Origin of the sequence: Citrobacter sp. Cf116 (assembly GCF_030336505.1) — a bacterium.
Lineage (GTDB): Bacteria > Pseudomonadota > Gammaproteobacteria > Enterobacterales > Enterobacteriaceae > Citrobacter > Citrobacter freundii.
The window spans coordinates 44,853-65,931 of sequence record NZ_JAOWEQ010000029.1 but is presented as its reverse complement, the minus strand read 5'-3'; the positions used below and the strand labels follow the sequence as shown (position 1 = coordinate 65,931).

The window sequence follows — 21,079 nt, the reverse complement described above, 5'->3', positions numbered from 1 at the left end:
GTCGACAAAACCGCGTTTTTTTATGTCATTTCCCGCTGAATTTATGTACGCAATTACTGTAATTCTATGGTGTGATGCCGCTCTCTTATGGAGAATCAATTTCCCGCTACAAATACTCTCAGCACTGGCATTGATCTTATCAATAAAAGGTAATGCCTTGTTTTACGTCCGAATTACAAAAAATCGTCTGATTTTACCCTACATAAAAGAACGTTAAAGCTGGAGTTAACCATGCACAAATTCACTAAAGCGCTGGCTGCCATCGGTCTGGCGGCCATTATGTCACAATCCGCTATCGCTGAATCCATGAAGCTCGGTTTCCTGGTCAAACAGCCGGAAGAACCGTGGTTCCAGACTGAATGGAAATTTGCCGATAAAGCCGGCAAAGACCTTGGTTTTGAGGTGATTAAAATTGCCGTCCCGGATGGTGAGAAAACCCTTAACGCCATCGACAGCCTGGCTGCAAGTGGAGCAAAAGGGTTTGTTATTTGTACGCCAGACCCAAAACTGGGGCCAGCTATTATGGCTAAGGCGCGTGGCTACGATATGAAAGTCATTGCCGTCGATGACCAGTTTGCCAATGCCAAAGGTAAGCCGATGGATACCGTACCGCTGGTGATGATGGCGGCAACCAAAATTGGTGAGCGCCAGGGCCAGGAGCTGTACAAGGAGATGCAAAAACGCGGTTGGGATGTGAAATCCACCGCCGTAATGGCCATTACCGCCAACGAACTGGATACCGCACGTCGTCGTACTTCTGGTTCAATGGAAGCGCTTAAAGCCGCAGGCTTCCCGGAAAAACAGATTTACCAGGTCCCAACAAAATCGAATGACATCCCCGGCGCATTCGACGCCGCTAACTCCATGCTGGTTCAGCATCCTGAAGTCAAAAACTGGCTGATTGTCGGCATGAACGACAACACTGTTCTGGGCGGCGTACGTGCGACCGAAGGGCAGGGCTTCAAAGCACCAAACGTAATTGGTATTGGTATCAACGGCGTTGACGCAGTAAGCGAACTGTCTAAAGGCGAAGCGACCGGGTTCTACGGTTCACTGCTGCCAAGCCCGGACGTTCACGGCTACAAGTCCAGTGAAATGCTCTACAACTGGGTAACGAAAGGTGCAGAGCCACCGGCATTCACTGAAGTGACGGATGTGGTGCTGATTACCCGCGATAACTTCAAAGAAGAGCTGGCTAAGAAAGGCTTAGGCGGTAAGTAACACAAATGCCGGATGCGACGTCAACGCGTCTTATCCGGCCTACGAATTGCGTCCTCAGAAGGCCGGATGAGGCAAAGCCCCCCTCCGGCATAAAGATCTGACTCACGGAGACGTTATGCAACAGTCTACCCCGTATCTCTCATTTCGCGGCATTGGCAAAACGTTCCCCGGCGTTAAGGCGCTGACGGATATCAGTTTCGACTGCTATGCCGGACAGGTGCATGCGCTGATGGGCGAAAATGGCGCCGGGAAATCAACACTCTTAAAAATTCTCAGCGGTAACTATGCGCCAACGACGGGATCATTGACGATCCGCGGACAGGAAGTTTCCTTCGCGGATACCACTGCCGCGCTCAACGCCGGCGTCGCCATTATTTATCAGGAACTGCATCTCGTCCCGGAAATGACCGTTGCCGAGAATATTTATTTAGGGCAGTTACCGCACAAAGGCGGGATTGTGAACCGCTCGCTGCTGAACTATGAAGCAGCAATCCAGCTGAAGCATCTGGGCATGGATATCGATCCCGATACCCCATTGAAATACCTCTCCATTGGTCAGTGGCAGATGGTGGAGATTGCAAAAGCGCTGGCGCGAAACGCCAAAATTATTGCGTTTGATGAACCGACCAGCTCCCTGTCGGCTCGCGAGATTGATAATCTGTTTCGTGTCATCCGTGAGCTGCGCAACGAAGGACGCATCATTCTGTACGTGTCGCACCGTATGGAGGAGATTTTTGCTCTCAGCGATGCCATCACTGTGTTTAAAGATGGTCATTACGTCAAAACGTTCACGGATATGCAGCAGGTCGATCACGACGCGCTGGTGCAGGCGATGGTCGGGCGCGACCTCGGGGATATCTATGGCTGGAAATCCAGACCGTATGGCGCAGAGCGTCTGCGGTTGCATGAGGTAAAAGCCCCGGGCGTGCGTACGCCAATCAGTTTATCCGTGCGAAGCGGTGAAATTGTCGGGCTGTTTGGCCTGGTGGGGGCCGGACGTAGCGAATTAATGAAAGGACTGTTCGGTGGTACGCGTATCACGGCGGGCCAGGTATTTATTGATGAACAGCCTATCGATATCCGTAAACCAAGCCATGCCATTGAAGCAGGGATGATGCTGTGCCCGGAGGATCGCAAAGCCGAAGGGATCATTCCGGTCCATTCAGTGCGCAACAACATCAACATTAGTGCACGACGTAAGCATGTTCTGGGGGGATGCGTGATCAACAACGGCTGGGAAGAGACCAATGCCGATCACCATATTCGTTCACTCAACATCAAAACACCGGGTGCAGAGCAACTGATCATGAATCTCTCCGGCGGTAATCAACAGAAGGCTATCCTCGGTCGTTGGTTATCGGAAGAGATGAAGGTGATTTTGTTGGATGAGCCTACACGCGGCATTGATGTAGGCGCCAAGCATGAAATTTACAACGTGATTTATGCCCTCGCAGCGCGCGGTGTGGCCGTATTGTTTGCTTCCAGTGACCTGCCAGAAGTGCTCGGTGTCGCCGACCGTATTGTGGTGATGAGAGAAGGCGAAATTGCCGGTGAGTTACTTCATGAACAGGCGGATGAGCGCCAGGCGTTGAGCCTTGCTATGCCTAAAGTCAGCCAGGCTGTAGCCTGAATAAGGAGAGTATGATGTCTTCCGTTTCTACATCGGGTTCTGGCGCAGCGAAGTCGGCGCTAAATCTGGGCCGCATTTGGGATCAATACGGTATGCTGGTGGTGTTCGCCGTGCTGTTCCTCGTTTGTTCCCTGTTTGTGCCAAACTTTGCCACCTTCATCAATATGAAGGGACTGGGGCTGGCAGTATCGATGTCGGGCATGGTCGCGTGTGGGATGCTGTTTTGTCTGGCATCCGGTGATTTCGACCTGTCTGTCGCATCTGTGATTGCTTGTGCTGGTGTTACCACTGCCGTAGTCATTAACATGACTGAAAGTTTGTGGATTGGCGTGGCTGCCGGACTTCTGCTCGGTATTCTGTGTGGCCTGGTGAATGGGTTCGTGATTGCGCGGTTAAAAATTAACGCCCTGATCACTACTCTTGCGACGATGCAGATTGTACGTGGTCTGGCTTATATTATCTCCGACGGTAAGGCTGTCGGGATTGAAGACGAGCGTTTCTTTACACTCGGTTATGCTAACTGGTTTGGTCTGCCTGCGCCTATCTGGATCACTGTCGTTTGTTTCATTGTCTTTGGTTTACTGCTGAATAAAACCACGTTTGGTCGTAATACGCTGGCCATTGGGGGCAATGAAGAGGCGGCGCGCCTGGCAGGGGTTCCGGTTGTTCGTACCAAGATTATTATCTTTATTCTTTCCGGTCTGGTATCCGCCATTGCCGGGATTATCCTCGCATCGCGTATGACCAGCGGCCAGCCAATGACCTCAATCGGTTATGAGTTGATCGTGATTTCAGCCTGCGTGTTAGGGGGCGTTTCGCTTAAAGGTGGCATCGGAAAAATCTCATATGTGGTGGCCGGGGTGTTAATCCTGGGTACGGTTGAGAATGCGATGAACCTGCTGAATATCTCTCCGTTCGCGCAGTATGTGGTACGTGGCCTCATCCTGCTGGCGGCGGTGATCTTCGACCGTTACAAGCAAAAAGCGAAGCGTACCGTTTGATGATTTAAACCCTAACTTTTTAGTCTAGCTTCTGCCCATCGCCAGCCGCTACCCGGCTGGCGATTGTTTTTCCAAATGGCGAGCATGGTCACACTGTCTATACTTATATCCGTCATACATCATCTATACGCCGCGATCCGCGTGGCGTTCTGACTATGATGAGGAGGATAACCGGGTGACAGCATCACTGATCTTACCCCCTGAACAATCTGTAAACTGTGCTTACTTTTTTGATCTCGATGGGACACTTGCTGAGATTAAACCCTTTCCCGACCAGGTCGTTGTCCCTAAGGCAATCCTGCAATGTTTACATCAGTTAGCGACGCATAATGCGGATGCGCTGGCATTGATTTCAGGGCGCTCAATGGTTGAGCTTGACGCACTCACTACTCCGTTTCGTTTTCCGCTTGCCGGAGTGCATGGGGCAGAACGCCGTGACATCAATGGTCAAACGCACATAGTACACCTGCCTGAAGGTATCGAGCGTGAAGCTGGGGCTTTATTACACGCAGCGTTAGTGACGTTACCGGGGACGACGCTGGAAACCAAAGGTATGGCTTTCGCGTTGCACTATCGCCAGGCACCCGAACACGAAGCTGCGCTGATTACCCTGGCTGAACGCATCACGCGCAGATGGCCGCAGCTTGCTCTGCAGCACGGAAAATGTGTCGTGGAAATAAAGCCTAAGGGCAGCAATAAAGGCGACGCGATAGCTGCATTTATGCAGGAAGCGCCTTTTGCTGGCCGGATCCCTGTGTTTTTCGGTGATGATCTGACAGATGAAACAGGATTTGCTGTGGTTAACCGCGCTGGCGGTATTTCCGTGAAGGTGGGGATCGGGCCGACGCAGGCGACATGGCGTCTGGATGGCGTCAGGGATGTCTGGCGCTGGCTGGAGCAAATTAACTCTTCGCAGCAAGAATCGAAAGCAACGAATAACAGAAGAGGTGGCTATGAGTCGTTTAGTCGTAGTATCTAATCGTATCGCCTCACCAGATGACAAAGGGAGCGCGGGTGGGCTCGCGGTCGGTGTACTGGGCGCGTTAAAAGCTGCTGGTGGTCTGTGGTTTGGCTGGAGTGGTGATACAGGTAATGAGGATAAACCGTTAAAAAAAGTCACGCGTGGCAATATCACCTGGGCCTCGTTTAATTTGAGTGAGCAAGATTACGAAGAGTATTACTGCCAGTTTTCAAATGCGGTTTTATGGCCCGCATTTCACTATCGACTGGATTTAGTTCAGTTTCAGCGCTCTGCCTGGGAAGGCTACCAACGGGTTAATGCCTTACTGGTAGATAAACTTCTGCCGCTGCTTGGCGATGACGACATCATCTGGATTCATGATTACCATCTGTTGCCGTTTGCCTGCGAGTTACGTAAGCGCGGTGTGAATAACCGCATCGGTTTTTTCCTGCATATTCCTTTTCCGACGCCGGAAATTTTTAATGCGCTCCCTCCACATCTGGCGCTACTTGAGCAAATGTGTGACTTTGATTTACTTGGTTTCCAGACCGAAAACGATCGCCAGGCTTTTCTGGACTGTCTCGCAGCCCAGACTCGGGTGTCCACGCATAAAGATAAGCAGCACCTGGCATGGGGAAAAGCGTTTCGCACTCAGGTCTATCCCATCGGTATCGAACCTGATGAGATTGCACGACAGGCGTCCGGGCCGCTGCCGCCAAAACTGGCGCAGCTAAAAGCGGAGCTTAAAAATGTGCAGAATATTTTCTCCGTGGAGCGTCTGGATTATTCCAAAGGCTTGCCGGAGCGCTTTCAGGCCTACGAGGCCTTACTGGAACATTATCCGCAGCACCACGGTAAAATTCGCTATACGCAGATAGCGCCGACCTCGCGTGAAGAGGTGCAGGCCTATCAGGATATTCGCCACCAACTGGAAACAGAAGCAGGGCGAATCAACGGCAAATATGGGCAACTGGGCTGGACGCCGCTTTACTATCTGAACCAGTACTTTGATCGTAAATTGCTGATGAAGATCTTCCGCTACTCTGACGTAGGATTGGTGACCCCGTTGCGCGATGGTATGAACCTGGTGGCGAAAGAGTTTGTGGCCGCACAGGATCCTGCTAACCCTGGCGTGCTGGTTTTATCGCAATTTGCCGGGGCGGCGAATGAGCTAACCTCTGCGCTTATTGTTAATCCTTATGACCGGGATGAAGTGGCAGGCGCATTAAACCAGGCGCTGACGATGCCACTTACCGAACGCATCTCGCGCCACGCTGAAATGCTTGAGACTATCGTTAAAAACGATATCGACAACTGGCAGGCGACGTTCATTAGTGATCTTAAAACAGTCACGCCGCGTCGGAGTCAATGCCAACTGCCAGACAATATTTCTTCCTGTTCTAAACTCGCATGAAGTCCTGGCGCTGTGTATTAATCTCCGGCTAGCGGAACCAGAAGAACGTCCACCTGGCTGGTATGAATCACGCTTTTCGCTGAACAGGAAGCGCGTGAAAAAAAACTGTGGTTATGGTTGCCGTAAATGACCAGGTCAATGGCGTATTTGCGGCATACATCCAGGATATGTTCATTCAGAGCCCCATAGGTAATAAAGGTATGCTCAATGGGGTATTCTGCTTCTTTGCTAAGTTTGTCGATAAAATCCTGAGTTTCTTCCTGCATGACTTCACGCAGGTCTTCCAGCATGGGAGCTGCAAACTGGTTATACAGTTCGGGGTCTGAGACCAGTGTAATCAGGCTAATTCGGGCGTTGACAGGGCGAGCGATAGAAACCGCCTTGTTTAACAACTGCTGACTTTCAGGGGTGGCGGCAACAGCAACAAGAATGTGCGAATAGCTCATAACTCGCTCCTTTTTTTCAAGAATTATGAGAGGGCTTTTCAGCTTTACTCAGCTTACTCCATACTGCAACGTTTCCTTCCTTCATAGTGTGAATGTCATCATGATTATTCATTAATTATTCTTATAAATAGAATAATCGATTCATATTGGTTGCAGATATGTTCAGGTAACTTAAGTAAAACCCACGGCTAATGAAAACAATGTGTTAATAAAAAATAAACATACATTAACATTTGCAAGGTCGTCACATCGCGGTATTAATTAATCGCTCTAAATATTTAAGTCATTGTTTATAAAGAATTTAATTAAAAAAGTTTTTTGAGTTAAATATGTGATCCAGCTCGCTATTTCACGGCGTGATATTAACGGTCGTGAACATAATACTATTCGCTTTTATTGCAAGAATATTCGTACATCAGGAATCGAAATGGATAATGGAAGGTTAAGAAATAAGCAAAGTAAAAGCCACGCTGATGGATTTATGTTAAGTGTTTGGCTGGTTTATGTGATCTTGATCACATATTCTTTAAATTCGCAGCATAGCTCCGTTGTATGTGTAACTGACGGCGGGTAGAGTTGCGTCGAATTAGGAAAAATCTTAGACATTTGTAAGAATTGATGTGAGCTTGTAAGGGACGCTGCCTTCTTAAAAGGGATTGTTTAGACGACGCGTAAGTGTCGTTACGCTGCTATGTATTTGACCTTTTGCTTTTTTTTACCGGGCCTTCCCGGCGACATCACGGGGTGCGGTTTTACCGCATGAAAACAATGTTGGTTATTATGGATGCAAATAATGCATACATCCGAGTTGCTGAAACACATTTATGACATCAATTTGTCATATTTATTGCTTGCACAGCGTTTGATCGTTCAGGACAAAGCATCTGCGATGTTTCGCCTTGGTATCAGCGAGGAAATGGCGGACACGTTGGCAACATTAACACTTCCTCAAATGGTCAAACTGGCCGAAACAAACCAACTGGTATGTCATTTCCGTTTCGACGATCACCAGACTGTTACTCGCCTGACGCAAGACTCCCGCGTTGACGATCTTCAGCAAATTCATACTGGTATCATGCTTTCAACACGCCTGTTAAGCGACATCGATGATGCAGCACGTAAGAAAAGGGCTTGATGATGAGCGAAAAAAGCATTGTTCAGGAAGCGCGTGATATCCAGTTGGCAATGGAATTAATCACATTGGGCGCCCGTTTGCAAATGCTGGAAAGCGAAACGCAATTAAGCCGTGGTCGATTAATCAAGCTGTACAAAGAATTACGCGGTAGTCCTCCGCCAAAAGGGATGCTCCCGTTTTCCACCGACTGGTTTATGACGTGGGAACAAAATATTCATGCGTCGATGTTTTGCAATGCATGGCAATTCCTGCTCAAAACGGGTCTCTGTAGCGGCGTGGATGCCGTGATTAAGGCGTATCGGTTATATCTTGAGCAGTGTCCGCAGCCTGAAGAAGGGCCATTGCTGGCGTTAACTCGCGCGTGGACGCTGGTACGATTTGTCGACAGCGGATTGCTGGAGTTGTCCCAATGCAATTGCTGCGGTGGGAATTTTATCACCCATGCACACCAACCCGCAGGCAGCTTTGCCTGTAGTTTATGCCAGCCGCCATCAAGGGCCGTAAAAAGACGTAAACTTTCCCAGAATGCTGCCGATATTATTCCACAACTGCTGGATGAACAGATCGAACAGGCTGTTTAACTGATACGGTGTGGATGAACACTCCAGCAGCGGTAAGCGATTACCGCTGCTTTTTTTTGTCCTGACCTTACGTTAATTGCCCGACTGCGCATCCTGTCATAGTCAATTGCGAAAGGATGATGTCGTGCTTATCTTATTAGGTTACCTGGTTGTTATTGGTACAGTTTTCGGCGGTTACATGATGACCGGCGGACACCTTGGGGCACTCTATCAACCGGCTGAGCTGGTGATTATCGGTGGCGCGGGTATTGGGGCATTCATCGTCGGTAATAACGGGAAAGCCATCAAAGGGACGATGAAAGCGATCCCGCTGCTTTTCCGTCGTTCGAAATACACCAAAGCGATGTATATGGATCTGCTGGCGCTCCTGTATCGCCTGATGGCCAAGTCACGTCAACAGGGCATGTTCTCGCTTGAGCGCGACATCGAAAACCCAAAAGAAAGTGAAATCTTCGCTAGCTATCCGCGCATTCTTGCCGATGCCGTAATGCTTGATTTTATTGTCGATTATCTACGCCTGATTATCAGCGGCAATATGAATACGTTTGAAATTGAAGCGCTGATGGACGAAGAAATTGAGACTCATGAGAGTGAGGCCGAAGTTCCGGCGAATAGTCTGGCGATGGTCGGCGACTCACTGCCGGCATTCGGGATCGTCGCGGCCGTTATGGGTGTTGTGCATGCACTGGCTTCTGCCGATCGCCCGGCAGCAGAGCTGGGGGCGTTGATTGCGCATGCGATGGTGGGAACATTCCTCGGTATTTTGCTGGCCTATGGATTTATTTCTCCGCTTGCCAGCGTTCTGCGCCAGAAAAGCGCTGAAACAACCAAAATGATGCAGTGCGTGAAGATAACGCTGCTCTCCAATCTGAATGGCTACGCGCCGCCGATTGCCGTTGAATTCGGTCGTAAGACTCTGTACTCCAGCGAACGTCCTTCGTTTATCGAACTGGAAGAACATGTTCGTGCGGTGAGAAATCCAACTGCGCAACAGACGACCGAGGACGCATGAAAAATCAGGCCCATCCCATTATCGTTGTAAAGCGACGCAAACATAAGAATCACGGTGGTGGGGCGCATGGCTCGTGGAAAATCGCCTACGCCGATTTTATGACCGCGATGATGGCCTTCTTTCTGGTGATGTGGCTCATTTCTATATCCAGCCCTAAAGAATTGATCCAGATTGCCGAATATTTCCGTACACCGCTGGCCACCGCGGTGACCGGGGGAAATCGTATTTCGAATAGCCAAAGCCCGATTCCAGGCGGCGGGGATGATTACACCCAGCAGCAGGGTGAGGTGAACAAGCAGCCGAATATTGATGACCTGAGAAAACGTATGGAACAGAGCCGCTTGAGCAAACTTCGTGGCGATCTCGATCAACTGATTGAATCCGATCCCAAACTGCGAGCGCTGCGTCCGCATTTAAAGATTGATTTAGTTCAGGAAGGGCTGCGGATACAGATTATCGACAGTCAGAATCGCCCAATGTTTAAGACCGGTAGTGCTGAAGTTGAGCCGTACATGCGCGATATCCTGCGCGCGATTGCACCAGTGCTAAACGGGATCCCTAACCGGATCAGCCTTTCCGGTCACACGGATGATTACCCTTACGCGAATGGTGAGAAAGGGTACAGCAACTGGGAATTGTCTGCTGATCGCGCAAATGCATCGCGTCGCGAGCTGGTTAGCGGCGGTCTGGATGATGGAAAAGTATTACGTGTGGTAGGTATGGCCGCCACGATGCGTCTGAGCGATCGCGGTCCTGAAGACGCTATCAACCGCCGTATTAGCCTGCTGGTTCTCAATAAGCAGGCAGAAGAGGCCATTTTGCATGAAAACGCTGAAAGCCAGAATGAGCCGGTAAGTGTCTTACAACGGCCAGCGGAACTCCCGCCGGTAAGCGTTCCCACATCGCCACCAGCCAATCCGAGGTGATAGCGTGAGCATGGATATTAGCGATTTTTATCAGACATTTTTTGATGAAGCTGACGAACTGTTGGCTGATATGGAGCAACACCTTCTTGATTTGGTTCCTGAAGCCCCGGACTCCGAACAGCTGAATGCCATTTTTCGTGCAGCGCACTCGATTAAAGGCGGGGCGGGCACCTTCGGCTTTACCATTTTGCAGGAAACGACCCATCTGATGGAAAACCTGCTGGATGAAGCGCGGCGTGGCGAGATGCAGCTCAATGCCGACATTATCAACCTGTTTTTGGAAACGAAAGATATTATGCAGGAACAGCTCGACGCCTATAAAAGCTCAGTGGAGCCTGATGCCGACAGTTTTGAGTACATTTGCCAGGCGTTACGGCAGTTAGCGCTCGAAGCGAAAGGTGAAACCGCACCGTCAGTTGTCAACTCAGCAAAACTGAGCGTTGTTGATAGCACCGCGATGCAGGAAGAGGCGGTTGCAAAGCCTGAACTCGCCAGTGAAGAGAGTAAAAAACGCATTACTCTCTCGCGTCTGAAAGCCAGCGAAGTGGATTTGCTGGAAGAGGAACTGGGGAATCTGGCGACCTTAACCGATGTGGTAAAAGGAAGCGACACGCTGTCAGCTACGCTTGATGGCAACCTCGCAGAAGATGACATCATTGCAGTACTCTGCTTTGTCATTGAAGCTGACCAAATTGAATTCGAAACCGTCAGCGCAGCGCCCGCGACTGTTGAAACTGAAGAGGTAGCCGTTGTCGCGAAGCCGCAGCCGGTTGCCGTTGCGCCAGCGGTGAAAGCCGCCGCCAGTGAAGCGCCACATGGGCGCGCGGAGCGTGAAAAACCAGCCCGCGCCAGCGAGTCGACCAGCATCCGCGTAGCGGTTGAGAAGGTCGATCAGCTTATTAACCTGGTCGGTGAGTTGGTCATCACCCAGTCGATGCTGGCCCAGCGATCTAACGAACTGGATCCCGTCAATCATGGCGATCTCATCACCAGCATGGGTCAGTTACAACGTAACGCCCGCGATTTGCAAGAGTCGGTGATGTCGATTCGTATGATGCCAATGGAGTATGTGTTCAGTCGTTTCCCTCGTTTGGTGCGCGATCTGGCCGGTAAGCTGGGTAAACAGGTCGAGCTGACGCAGGTAGGTAGCTCAACCGAACTCGATAAGAGCCTGATTGAACGCATCATCGATCCGTTGACGCACCTGGTGCGTAACAGCCTCGACCATGGTATCGAACTGCCGGAAAAACGCCTTGAATCCGGCAAAAGCCCAATCGGCAATCTGACGCTTTCCGCGGAGCACCAGGGTGGGAATATTTGTATTGAAGTGACCGACGATGGCGCTGGCCTGAACCGCGAACGTATCCTGGCCAAAGCTATCTCCCAGGGCATGCCGATCCACGAAAATATGAGCGATGACGAAGTGGGTATGTTGATCTTCGCTCCAGGCTTTTCGACCGCCGAACAGGTGACGGATGTCTCCGGACGCGGCGTGGGTATGGATGTGGTGAAGCGAAATATCCAGGAGATGGGCGGCCATGTTGAGATCCAGTCCAAACAGGGACAGGGGACCACTATTCGCATTCTGCTGCCGCTGACGTTGGCGATCCTCGACGGGATGTCCGTGCGTGTGGCGGATGAGGTCTTCATTCTGCCACTAAATGCCGTTATGGAATCGCTGCAACCGCGCGAAGAAGATCTCCATCCGTTGGCCGGAGGCGAACGCGTTCTGGAAGTGCGTGGCGAATATTTACCGTTGGTTGAGTTGTGGAAAGTCTTTGAGGTTGAAGGCGCTAAAACTGAAGCGACTCAGGGCATTGTGGTTATTTTACAAAGTGCAGGGCGTCGCTATGCGCTGCTGGTCGATCAGTTAATTGGTCAACACCAGGTAGTGGTCAAAAACCTGGAAAGCAACTACCGCAAAGTGCCAGGTATTTCTGCAGCAACGATCCTCGGCGACGGCAGCGTCGCGCTGATTGTCGATGTCTCTGCATTGCAGGGATTAAACCGCGAACAACGTGTGGCGATCACAGCCGCCTGATTGAGTGAGAAGGGAAGAATATGACCGGTATGAGTAATGTAACTAAACTGGCCGGCGAACCGTCAGGTCAGGAATTCCTCGTGTTTACGCTGGGGGATGAAGAGTACGGTATCGATATCCTGAAAGTGCAGGAAATCCGTGGTTATGATCAGGTGACGCGCATCGCTAACACGCCTGCGTTTATCAAAGGCGTCACGAACCTGCGTGGTGTGATTGTGCCTATCGTCGACCTGCGCGTGAAATTTAGCCAGAGTGATGTGGATTACAACGAAAACACCGTGGTGATTGTGCTGAACCTGGGTCAGCGGGTGGTTGGGATTGTGGTGGATGGAGTTTCGGATGTGTTGTCGCTGACAACGGATCAAATCCGTCCGGCACCGGAGTTTGCGGTCACGCTGTCGACGGAATATTTGACGGGATTGGGTGCGCTGGGTGACCGGATGCTGATTCTGGTCAACATTGAGAAGCTGCTGAACAGCGAAGAAATGGCGCTGCTGGATATTGCCGCTTCCCACGTCGCATAATCGCCATAACTCATCCGGCCTACAATGATTACTGTTGTAGGCCGGATTAGCGTAGCGCATCCGGCCGATTTCCTTCTTACGCTTCCCGCTCAACCAGCTCAGGTTCTTCTTCCAGTAAACCTTCATCCTGCGCCAGCATCGCCGTTGCAATCCCGTTACCTAATACGTTGATTGCTGAACGTCCCATATCCAGGAAGTGGTCAATACCCATCAGTAGCAGAATTCCGGCAACCGGAATATTGAAGCTCGGGATGGTTGCCGCCAGCACCACCAGTGCTGAACGTGGCACACCTGCAATTCCTTTGGACGCCAGCATCAGCGTCAGCATCAGGACGGCGATTTCTGCGAAAGAGAGGTGAATATTATAGGCCTGCGCGATAAACATGGAGGCAAATGAACAGTAGACCATGGAACCGACCAGGTTGAACGAATAACCGATAGGCAGCACGAATGACACGATGTTGGGTGAGCAGCCAAATTTAGTTAATTGCTCAAGCGTTTTCGGATAAGCGGCCTCAGAGCTGCTGGTGGTGAATGCGACCAGAACCGGGTCTTTCAGCATGCTCACCAGGCGAAAGACCTCTTTTTTCAGCATGACATAACCCACCGCCAACAGAACCAGGCAGGTCAGCAAAATCGCCACATAGTAGCCGCCGATAAACGATGCATAGTTAAGCAGGATCCCCAGACCCTGGGTAGAGATTACGGAAGAGATGGCGGCAAAAATTGCCAGCGGCGCGACGTACATCACGTAGCCGGTCACTTTCAGCATAATGTGGGAAACCACATCCAGCGCGGCAACCAGCGGAGCGTTAAATTTCTCTCCGAGCGATGCTCCACCAATACCGAAGAACATTGAGAACACCACGATTTGCAGGATCTCATTGTTAGCCATTGCCTCGGCTATGCTGGTTGGAATGGTATGTGTCAGAAAACCTTTCAGGCTCATGCCGCCTACGGCCAGACCGGTGTCGGTGGCTTCCAGCGGGATCGTAAGGTTTAACCCGCTCCCGGGTTGCTCAAGGGAAACCACAAACAGACCGACCAGAATAGACAATACAGAAGAGCTGATAAACCAGACCATCGCTTTGCCGCCCACGCGACCGATGGTGGACGTTTCCCCCAGGCGCATAATACCAACGGTCAGGGTGCTGAATACTAAAGGCGCAATCACCATCTTAATCAGACGTAAAAAGATGTCGGTGAGAAGCGTAATATTATCGGCCCAGGCGGTCACAACGCCGGGGGAGGCATAAGAGTGGATCACCGCACCCGACAGGATCCCCGCCAGCATGAAGATCACGATAAACAACGTGAGTTTGTTTGCATTTGCCACTAAAAAGCCCTCTGTAAGGATTTAACATTTATTGATCGGTTACTCATTTTTTATACTTATTAAGTGGTAACGAAGTATTCATCATATAAATTGGATTAAAGCGTAAACGGATACAACTTTTTTTAATTTTTTATCCATTTTGTTGTGGTATTTACGATGCGTATGTGTGATCCAAATCACACAGAAAAGTGTATTTCAGCCAATCTGGCCGTGCTCACTGATGAGTATGAATGTTATTTGCATGATAATTATGGTGTTTTTATGTGAATAATTTGTGGTTGCTGCACACCCGTTTTACCTTCCCCTCGCCAGGCTTCACATCCCTTCAGGATTTCCTTTTTGCAAACGTAAAGTTATCTCTGCCACTGCCGATAACGTTGGTAACTCGTTTTCAGGAAGGTGCCTTATGTTTAACCGTATCCGCGTTGTCACAATGCTGATGATGGTGCTGGGGGTTTTCGCACTGCTACAGCTTGTTTCCGGTGGTCTGTTGTTTTCTTCATTGCAGCAGAATCAGCAAAGTTTTGTTATTTCTAACGATCTTCGACAGCAGCAAAGTGAACTCACCTCAACATGGGATCTGATGCTGCAAACACGAATCAATTTAAGCCGTTCTTCTGCGCGCATGATGATGGATGCGTCTAACCAGCAAAGCAGTGCCAAAAACGATCTGCTGAAGAATGCGAAAGCATCGCTGGCGCAAGCTGAAACGCATTACGCAAAATTTAAAAACATCACACCGTTGCCGGAAATGGCAGAAGCCAGCGGCAACGTTGAGGAAAAATATCAGCAGTACCATGCGGCCTTGGCAGAACTGGTTCAGTTTCTGGAAAGCGGCAATATGGACGCCTACTTTGCGCAGCCTACGCAGGGAATGCAAAACGCGCTCGGCGAGGCGCTGGGCAAGTACGCCAGCGTTAGCGAAAAGCTTTACGTTCAGGCATTTGATCAAAGCGCGCGGGATTACCATTTCGCCCAATGGCAGCTTGGCGTGCTGGCCTTGGTGCTGGTGCTGATTCTGGTGGTTGTCTGGTACGGCATCCGTCATACCCTGCTTAATCCTCTGTCCCGTGTTATTGCCCATATTCGGGAAATCGCCAGCGGTAACCTGACCGCAACTCTCGCCGTTAGTGGCCGTAACGAAATCGGCGAGTTGGCCAGTACGGTTGATCATATGCAGCGCTCGCTGACGGAAACCGTCACTCTGGTGCGTGAAGGCTCTGATGCGATTTATTCCGGTACCAGCGAAATTGCCAGCGGAAACACGGACCTCTCATCTCGTACGGAACAGCAGGCGTCTGCGCTGGAAGAGACCGCAGCCAGCATGGAACAGCTGACCGCAACCGTGAAGCAAAACGCGGACAATGCACGTCAGGCCTCGCAACTGGCGAAAAGCGCCTCGGACACCGCGCAGCATGGCGGCAAAGTGGTTGATAGCGTGGTGAACACCATGCACGAAATTGCCGATAGCTCGAAGAAAATTGCCGACATCATTAGCGTCATCGATGGCATTGCCTTTCAGACCAACATTCTCGCACTGAACGCGGCGGTTGAAGCTGCCCGCGCCGGTGAGCAAGGCCGCGGCTTTGCCGTGGTGGCGGGAGAAGTGCGTAATCTGGCAAGCCGTAGTGCGCAGGCGGCGAAAGAGATTAAAGCATTGATTGAAGATTCCGTTTCCCGGGTTGATACCGGTTCTGTACTGGTAGAAAGCGCTGGGGAAACGATGAACGACATCGTCAATGCCGTGACGCGGGTGACCGATATCATGGGTGAGATTGCCTCGGCCTCCGACGAGCAAAGCCGGGGGATTGATCAGGTTGCGCTCGCGGTCTCTGAAATGGATCGCGTTACGCAGCAGAACGCCTCTTTGGTACAGGAGTCGGCTGCCGCAGCGGCCGCTCTTGAAGAACAGGCCAGTCGCCTGACGCAGTCGGTATCGACTTTCCGTCTTGCGTCACGTCCGGCCTCGACAAAACCACGCGATACACGATTACCTGCAGCGCCGAGCGCATCCTATCCGCGCCAGAGCATTGAACAAGATACGAATTGGGAAACATTTTGACTGACAGTTAAACCGCGGCCAGTGCCGCCTGATGGGAGCGTTGATGTTTAATCGTATTCGAATTTCGACCACGCTGTTTTTGATTTTAATCCTCTGCGGTGTTTTGCAGATTGGCAGTAATGGCTTGTCCTTCTGGGCATTTCGGGACGGTTTTCAGAACCTGAATCAGGTCGAACGGAGTAATCAGCAACGCGCTGCGCTGGCCCAAACCCGCGCTGTGTTATTACAGGCCAGTACGGCCCTTAATAAGGCAGGGACGCTGACCGCCCTGAGCTATCCGCCAGAGGACATCAAAACCCTGATGACCCTTGCGCGCGACAGCCTGGCGCAGTCTGAATTGATGTTTAAACGCTTTATGGCGACGTCGGATTCGACGGAACAAGGCAAGGCGCTGTTAAGCGCGACGGAGAAAAGTTTCAACCAGTGGCACAGCGATCTCGCGCATCAGGCCACCTGGCTTGAAAACAATCAGTTGTCAGATTTTCTGACCGCGCCGGTGCAGGCGGCTCAAGATGCTTTTGATGCGAATGTGAATGCGTGGCAGAGCAATATCGACCGCGTGTTGCAAACGGCAGGAGAGCAGAGTCAGCGCAATTACCATATGTCGGGGGTGATTTTCGCCACCATGGTGGTCCTGGCAGCACTGCTCACCAGCGGTGCGCTGTTCTGGTCACGCAAGATGATTGTTCAGCCGCTGGCGATTATTGGCAGCCATTTCGACAGTATTGCCGCGGGGAATCTGGCGCGGCCAGTAGCGGTTTATGGGCGCAATGAGATCTCGGCCATTTTTGCCAGCCTGCAGAAGATGCAAAAGGCATTACGCGAAACAGTAAATGACGTTCGTCAGGGCAGCTCAGCCATGCATAGCGGTATTTCAGAAATCGCGATGGGCAATAACGATTTATCTTCGCGAACCGAACAGCAGGCGGCCGCGCTGGCACAAACGGCGGCTAGCATGGAACAACTTACCGCCACCGTCGGCCAGAACGCTGATAACGCTCGCCAGGCGTCAGGAATCGCCAAAAGTGCGGCAGACACAGCGCATAAAGGTGGCGAGCAGACGTCCCGGGTTGCCAGCACCATGCATGAGATTTCTGCCAGCTCGCAGAAAATCGGCGACATAATCGGCGTGATTGACAGCATTGCCTTCCAGACCAATATCCTGGCGTTGAATGCCGCGGTCGAGGCCGCCAGGGCAGGGGAGCAAGGGCGTGGTTTTGCCGTCGTCGCTGGTGAAGTGCGTAATCTGGCAAGCCGTAGCGCGCAGGCGGCGAAAGAAATTAAGGGGCTCATTGAGGAGTCAGTCACCCGGGTGCATCAGGGCTCGCAACTGGTGGATATGGCGTCGCGCACGATGACGGAAATTGTCAGTTCGGTGACCCGGGTTAACGACATCATGGGCGAGATTGCCTCGGCATCCGATGAACAGCGCAGAGGCATTGAGCAGGTGGCGCAGGCCGTCAGCCAGATGGACTCAGTGACGCAGCAAAACGCCGGGCTGGTGGAAGAAGCCGCATCCGCCACCGGACAACTCGCCACACAGGCCGATAATCTTTCCGCCTGTGTCGCATTTTTCAAGCTTGAAGAGCAAACCGTAGCAAAACAAGAGTTGGCGCAGCCGCAGGTTGTGCCCGTTGTATCCTGAATGTGATTGAGAAGGCGCTATGACATCATCTCTGCCCACCGGGCAAACGTCATTATTGTTACAGATGACACAGCGCCTCGCGCTGTCTGACGCGCATTTTCGTCGGATATGTCAATTAATCTACCAGCGTGCGGGGATCGTACTGGCCGACCACAAGCGGGATATGGTTTATAACCGCCTGGTCCGCCGTTTGCGTACCCTGGGGCTGGATGACTTTGGTCGCTATCTCAGCATGCTGGAAGCTAACCAGAACAGTGCTGAGTGGCAGGCTTTTATTAACTCCCTGACTACCAACCTGACCGCATTTTTTCGCGAAGGGCATCATTTTCCGGTGCTGTCAGATCATGCTCGTCGGCGCAGCGGTGAATACCGCGTCTGGAGCGCGGCGGCATCAACCGGAGAAGAACCCTACAGCATTGCGATTACGCTTGCCGATACCTTAGGTATGGCACCGGGCCGCTGGCGTGTTTTTGCCAGCGACATTGATACCGAAGTGCTGGAAAAGGCCAGAAACGGCATTTACCGCCTCGATGAGCTAAAGACGCTGTCACCCCAGCAGTTGCAGCGTTATTTCATGCGCGGCACCGGGCCGCATGAAGGGTTGGTACGCGTTCGGCAGGAACTGGCAGGTCATGTTGAATTTTCCAGCGTCAATTTACTGGATAAGCAGTACAACGTGCCAGGCCCTTTTGATGCCATATTTTGCCGTAACGTGATGATCTATTTCGATAAAACGACGCAGCAGGACATTTTGCACCGTTTTGTTCCACTTCTTAAACCTGACGGACTGCTGTTTGCAGGTCATTCAGAAAACTTTAGCAACCTTGTGCGCGAGTTTAGCCTGCGTGGACAGACCGTGTATGCGCATGCGCCAGGTAAGGATAAAGCATGAGTAAAATCAGGGTGTTGTCGGTAGATGATTCTGCATTGATGCGTCAAATCATGACCGAAATTATTAACAGCCACAGTGATATGGAAATGGTGGCGACGGCGCCGGATCCGTTGGTCGCCCGGGATTTAATCAAAAAATACAATCCCGACGTCCTGACGCTGGACGTGGAAATGCCGCGCATGGATGGCCTCGATTTCCTTGAGAAGTTGATGCGCCTGCGTCCGATGCCGGTGGTTATGGTTTCTTCACTGACCGGTAAAGGTTCTGAGGTCACGCTGCGGGCCCTGGAACTAGGGGCGATTGACTTTGTCACCAAGCCTCAGTTGGGGATCCGCGAAGGCATGCTGGCGTATAGCGAGATGATTGCGGAGAAAATCCGCACCGCATCGCGGGCAAAACTGGCCGCCCACAAACCCTTGGCGGCACCGACGACCTTGAAAACGGGGCCATTACTCAGTTCAGAAAAACTGCTGGTCATCGGCGCCTCAACCGGAGGAACAGAGGCAATTCGCCATGTACTCCAGCCATTGCCGCTTTCAAGTCCCGGTATTCTTATTACCCAGCATATGCCGCCAGGATTTACCCGTTCGTTCGCCGAACGTCTGAACAAACTGTGTCAGATTACCGTGAAAGAGGCAGAGGACGGAGAGCGCGTTCTCCCTGGGCATGCGTATATCGCGCCTGGCGACAAGCATATGGAGCTGGCGCGCAGCGGCGCGAACTATCAAATCAAAATTCATGACGGTCCGCCGGTTAACCGGCACCGGCCCTCAGTGGATGTGCTGTTTCATTCGGTGGCGAAACATGCGGGGCGTAATGCCGTTGGGGTGATCCTGACCGGTATGGGCAACGATGGCGCAGCCGGAATGTTAGCGATGAACCAGGCGGGTGCCTGGACCATTGCGCAAAACGAAGCAAGTTGTGTGGTGTTCGGCATGCCGCGCGAGGCCATCAATATGGGTGGCGTAAGCGAAGTGGTCGATCTTAGCCAGGTGAGCCAGCAAATGCTGGTGAAAATTAGTGCCGGACAGGCAATACGTATTTGAATCAGGAGTTTATTTTTATGGCGGATAAAGAGCTTAAGTTTTTGGTTGTGGATGACTTTTCCACCATGCGTCGCATCGTGCGTAACCTGCTTAAAGAGCTGGGATTCAACAATGTTGAAGAGGCTGAAGATGGCGTGGATGCGCTGAACAAGCTGCAGGCAGGGGGATTCGGTTTTGTTATTTCTGACTGGAACATGCCGAACATGGATGGACTGGAACTGCTGAAAACCATCCGTGCAGATGGTGGGATGGCTTCTCTGCCGGTGCTGATGGTCACGGCGGAAGCGAAAAAAGAGAACATCATTGCGGCGGCACAGGCAGGCGCCAGTGGCTATGTCGTGAAACCGTTCACGGCGGCGACGCTGGAAGAAAAACTGAATAAAATCTTTGAGAAACTGGGCATGTGAGGGTGTGATGATGATGCAACCACAAATTAAACCTGCTGACGAACACTCTGCAGGGGACATCATCGCGCGCATCGGCAGTTTGACCCGAATGCTGCGCGACAGCCTGCGTGAACTGGGGCTGGATCAGGCCATTGCCGAAGCGGCAGAAGCAATTCCCGATGCCCGCGATCGTCTCGATTACGTTGTACAGATGACCGCTCAGGCGGCAGAGCGCGCGCTGAACAGCGTCGAAGCTTCGCAGCCGCACCAGGACGCGATGGAAAAAGGGGCCAAAGACCTGACCAAACGCTGGGATGAATGGTTCGAAAATCCGATCGAACTGTCAGACGCTCGTGAACTGGTCACCGATACCCGTCAGTTCCTTGGTGATGTGCCCGGACATACCAGCTTTACCAATGCCCAGTTGCTGGACATCATGATGGCGCAGGATTTCCAGGATCTCACCGGACAGGTCATCAAGCGCATGATGGATGTTATCCAGGAAATTGAACGTCAGCTGCTGATGGTTCTGTTGGAAAACATTCCGGAACAGGGCGCTCGTCCTAAACGTGAAAACGAAAGCTTGCTGAACGGCCCGCAGGTTGACGCCTCGAAAGCTGGCGTAGTGGCAAGCCAGGATCAGGTTGACGACCTGCTGGATAGCCTCGGGTTCTGATGAGTATTTGCCGGATGTGAGGCGTGGGCCTCTCATCCGGCTTACGCGCAATTCTGCTTAAAGCCATAAATCCCGTCTTTTTTACCGCTTACTCTTCCCATTGCTGGATAGCTGTTCTGGCATCATTCTCGCCTATATCTCTAT

19 protein-coding genes are annotated in these 21,079 nt (G+C 51.6%); 17 read left to right on the top strand and 2 right to left on the bottom strand.

Annotation, left to right across the window (positions count from 1 at the left end; all coding sequences use genetic code 11):
* Positions 1–231: 231 nt before the first annotated feature.
* The 5 genes from OGV74_RS04355 (at position 232) to otsA (ending at position 6,227) form a co-directional block, all read left to right on the top strand.
* Positions 232–1,221 (top strand): arabinose ABC transporter substrate-binding protein, encoded by a 990-nt coding sequence (locus OGV74_RS04355; RefSeq protein ID WP_003833897.1) that lies wholly within the window; start codon positions 232–234, stop codon positions 1,219–1,221.
* A 115-nt stretch (positions 1,222–1,336) separates the two neighbouring features.
* Complete coding sequence (gene araG / locus OGV74_RS04350; protein WP_086504021.1) at positions 1,337–2,851, top strand: arabinose ABC transporter ATP-binding protein AraG; 1,515 nt, start codon at positions 1,337–1,339, stop codon at positions 2,849–2,851.
* 14 nt (positions 2,852–2,865) lie between these two features.
* The gene (gene araH, locus OGV74_RS04345) at positions 2,866–3,852 is read left to right on the top strand and encodes an L-arabinose ABC transporter permease AraH (RefSeq protein ID WP_003034609.1); all 987 of its coding nucleotides are present in this window, start codon (positions 2,866–2,868) and stop codon (positions 3,850–3,852) included.
* 175 nt (positions 3,853–4,027) lie between these two features.
* Positions 4,028–4,831 carry a trehalose-phosphatase gene (gene otsB / locus OGV74_RS04340; RefSeq protein ID WP_003034610.1) on the top strand — a complete coding sequence of 268 codons (804 nt, stop codon included), beginning with the start codon at positions 4,028–4,030 and terminating at the stop codon, positions 4,829–4,831.
* Entirely contained in the window at positions 4,806–6,227 is a 1,422-nt protein-coding gene (otsA, locus tag OGV74_RS04335) for an alpha,alpha-trehalose-phosphate synthase (protein ID WP_048217997.1), read from the top strand. Before otsB ends, otsA begins: the two co-directional genes overlap by 26 nt.
* 17 nt (positions 6,228–6,244) lie before the next feature.
* On the opposite strand, the gene uspC is transcribed toward otsA, so the two are convergent.
* Positions 6,245–6,673: a universal stress protein UspC gene (gene uspC, locus OGV74_RS04330; RefSeq protein WP_061548584.1), complete on the bottom strand. Its 429-nt coding sequence runs from the start codon at positions 6,671–6,673 to the stop codon at positions 6,245–6,247.
* A 793-nt stretch (positions 6,674–7,466) separates the two neighbouring features.
* On the opposite strand from uspC, the gene flhD reads away from it, so the two are divergent.
* From flhD to cheW, 6 genes are all read left to right on the top strand, one after another.
* Positions 7,467–7,808: a flagellar transcriptional regulator FlhD gene (gene flhD, locus OGV74_RS04325; RefSeq protein ID WP_003034622.1), complete on the top strand. Its 342-nt coding sequence runs from the start codon at positions 7,467–7,469 to the stop codon at positions 7,806–7,808.
* Entirely contained in the window at positions 7,805–8,389 is a 585-nt protein-coding gene (gene flhC / locus OGV74_RS04320; protein WP_008785071.1) for a flagellar transcriptional regulator FlhC, read from the top strand. Before flhD ends, flhC begins: the two co-directional genes overlap by 4 nt.
* 124 nt (positions 8,390–8,513) lie before the next feature.
* Positions 8,514–9,401 (top strand): flagellar motor stator protein MotA, encoded by an 888-nt coding sequence (gene motA, locus OGV74_RS04315; RefSeq protein ID WP_003034628.1) that lies wholly within the window; start codon positions 8,514–8,516, stop codon positions 9,399–9,401.
* Positions 9,398–10,327: a flagellar motor protein MotB gene (gene motB / locus OGV74_RS04310; RefSeq protein WP_003034631.1), complete on the top strand. Its 930-nt coding sequence runs from the start codon at positions 9,398–9,400 to the stop codon at positions 10,325–10,327. The genes motA and motB overlap by 4 nt, the downstream gene beginning before the upstream one ends.
* Before the next feature lie 4 nt (positions 10,328–10,331).
* Positions 10,332–12,368, top strand: coding sequence for a chemotaxis protein CheA (gene cheA, locus OGV74_RS04305; RefSeq protein WP_003034635.1), 2,037 nt, complete (start codon positions 10,332–10,334; stop codon positions 12,366–12,368).
* A gap of 20 nt (positions 12,369–12,388) precedes the next feature.
* Positions 12,389–12,892 (top strand): chemotaxis protein CheW, encoded by a 504-nt coding sequence (gene cheW / locus OGV74_RS04300; RefSeq protein WP_003034638.1) that lies wholly within the window; start codon positions 12,389–12,391, stop codon positions 12,890–12,892.
* A 76-nt stretch (positions 12,893–12,968) separates the two neighbouring features.
* Here the strand turns inward: cheW and OGV74_RS04295 are convergent, their stop codons facing one another.
* On the bottom strand, positions 12,969–14,228 hold the full coding sequence (locus OGV74_RS04295) for a dicarboxylate/amino acid:cation symporter (protein WP_086504024.1): 1,260 nt from the start codon (positions 14,226–14,228) through the stop codon (positions 12,969–12,971).
* A 406-nt stretch (positions 14,229–14,634) separates the two neighbouring features.
* Here OGV74_RS04295 and tar point away from each other — a divergent pair, with 406 nt between their 5' ends.
* Genes tar through cheZ form a run of 6 tightly spaced genes read left to right on the top strand, consistent with a single transcriptional unit; the run spans position 14,635 to position 20,935 of the window.
* Positions 14,635–16,290 (top strand): methyl-accepting chemotaxis protein II, encoded by a 1,656-nt coding sequence (tar, locus tag OGV74_RS04290; RefSeq protein WP_086504025.1) that lies wholly within the window; start codon positions 14,635–14,637, stop codon positions 16,288–16,290.
* Between the two features lie 43 nt (positions 16,291–16,333).
* Positions 16,334–17,935, top strand: coding sequence for a methyl-accepting chemotaxis protein IV (tap, locus tag OGV74_RS04285; protein WP_071698265.1), 1,602 nt, complete (start codon positions 16,334–16,336; stop codon positions 17,933–17,935).
* Positions 17,936–17,954: 19 nt separating this feature from the next.
* Positions 17,955–18,827, top strand: a complete 873-nt coding sequence (gene cheR / locus OGV74_RS04280; protein ID WP_003034649.1) for a protein-glutamate O-methyltransferase CheR — start codon at positions 17,955–17,957, stop codon at positions 18,825–18,827.
* Complete coding sequence (locus tag OGV74_RS04275; RefSeq protein ID WP_003034651.1) at positions 18,824–19,873, top strand: protein-glutamate methylesterase/protein-glutamine glutaminase; 1,050 nt, start codon at positions 18,824–18,826, stop codon at positions 19,871–19,873. The genes cheR and OGV74_RS04275 overlap by 4 nt, the downstream gene beginning before the upstream one ends.
* A gap of 17 nt (positions 19,874–19,890) precedes the next feature.
* Complete coding sequence (cheY, locus tag OGV74_RS04270) at positions 19,891–20,280, top strand: chemotaxis response regulator CheY (protein ID WP_003034656.1); 390 nt, start codon at positions 19,891–19,893, stop codon at positions 20,278–20,280.
* Positions 20,281–20,290: 10 nt separating this feature from the next.
* The gene (cheZ, locus tag OGV74_RS04265; protein ID WP_003034659.1) at positions 20,291–20,935 is read left to right on the top strand and encodes a protein phosphatase CheZ; all 645 of its coding nucleotides are present in this window, start codon (positions 20,291–20,293) and stop codon (positions 20,933–20,935) included.
* The last annotated feature ends 144 nt before the right edge of the window (positions 20,936–21,079 follow it).

Excerpts from the sequence above, each read along its gene's own strand:
- OGV74_RS04355 (WP_003833897.1), top strand. The coding sequence starts at position 232 with ATGCACAAATTCACTAAAGCGCTGGCTGCCATCGGTCTGGCGGCCATT.
- araG (WP_086504021.1), top strand. The coding sequence starts at position 1,337 with ATGCAACAGTCTACCCCGTATCTCTCATTTCGCGGCATTGGCAAAACG.
- araH (WP_003034609.1), top strand. The coding sequence starts at position 2,866 with ATGTCTTCCGTTTCTACATCGGGTTCTGGCGCAGCGAAGTCGGCGCTA.
- otsA (WP_048217997.1), top strand. The coding sequence starts at position 4,806 with ATGAGTCGTTTAGTCGTAGTATCTAATCGTATCGCCTCACCAGATGAC.
- uspC (WP_061548584.1), bottom strand. The coding sequence starts at position 6,673 with ATGAGCTATTCGCACATTCTTGTTGCTGTTGCCGCCACCCCTGAAAGT.
- flhD (WP_003034622.1), top strand. The coding sequence starts at position 7,467 with ATGCATACATCCGAGTTGCTGAAACACATTTATGACATCAATTTGTCA.
- motB (WP_003034631.1), top strand. The coding sequence starts at position 9,398 with ATGAAAAATCAGGCCCATCCCATTATCGTTGTAAAGCGACGCAAACAT.
- cheW (WP_003034638.1), top strand. The coding sequence starts at position 12,389 with ATGACCGGTATGAGTAATGTAACTAAACTGGCCGGCGAACCGTCAGGT.
- tar (WP_086504025.1), top strand. The coding sequence starts at position 14,635 with ATGTTTAACCGTATCCGCGTTGTCACAATGCTGATGATGGTGCTGGGG.
- tap (WP_071698265.1), top strand. The coding sequence starts at position 16,334 with ATGTTTAATCGTATTCGAATTTCGACCACGCTGTTTTTGATTTTAATC.
- cheR (WP_003034649.1), top strand. The coding sequence starts at position 17,955 with ATGACATCATCTCTGCCCACCGGGCAAACGTCATTATTGTTACAGATG.
- OGV74_RS04275 (WP_003034651.1), top strand. The coding sequence starts at position 18,824 with ATGAGTAAAATCAGGGTGTTGTCGGTAGATGATTCTGCATTGATGCGT.
- cheY (WP_003034656.1), top strand. The coding sequence starts at position 19,891 with ATGGCGGATAAAGAGCTTAAGTTTTTGGTTGTGGATGACTTTTCCACC.
- cheZ (WP_003034659.1), top strand. The coding sequence starts at position 20,291 with ATGATGCAACCACAAATTAAACCTGCTGACGAACACTCTGCAGGGGAC.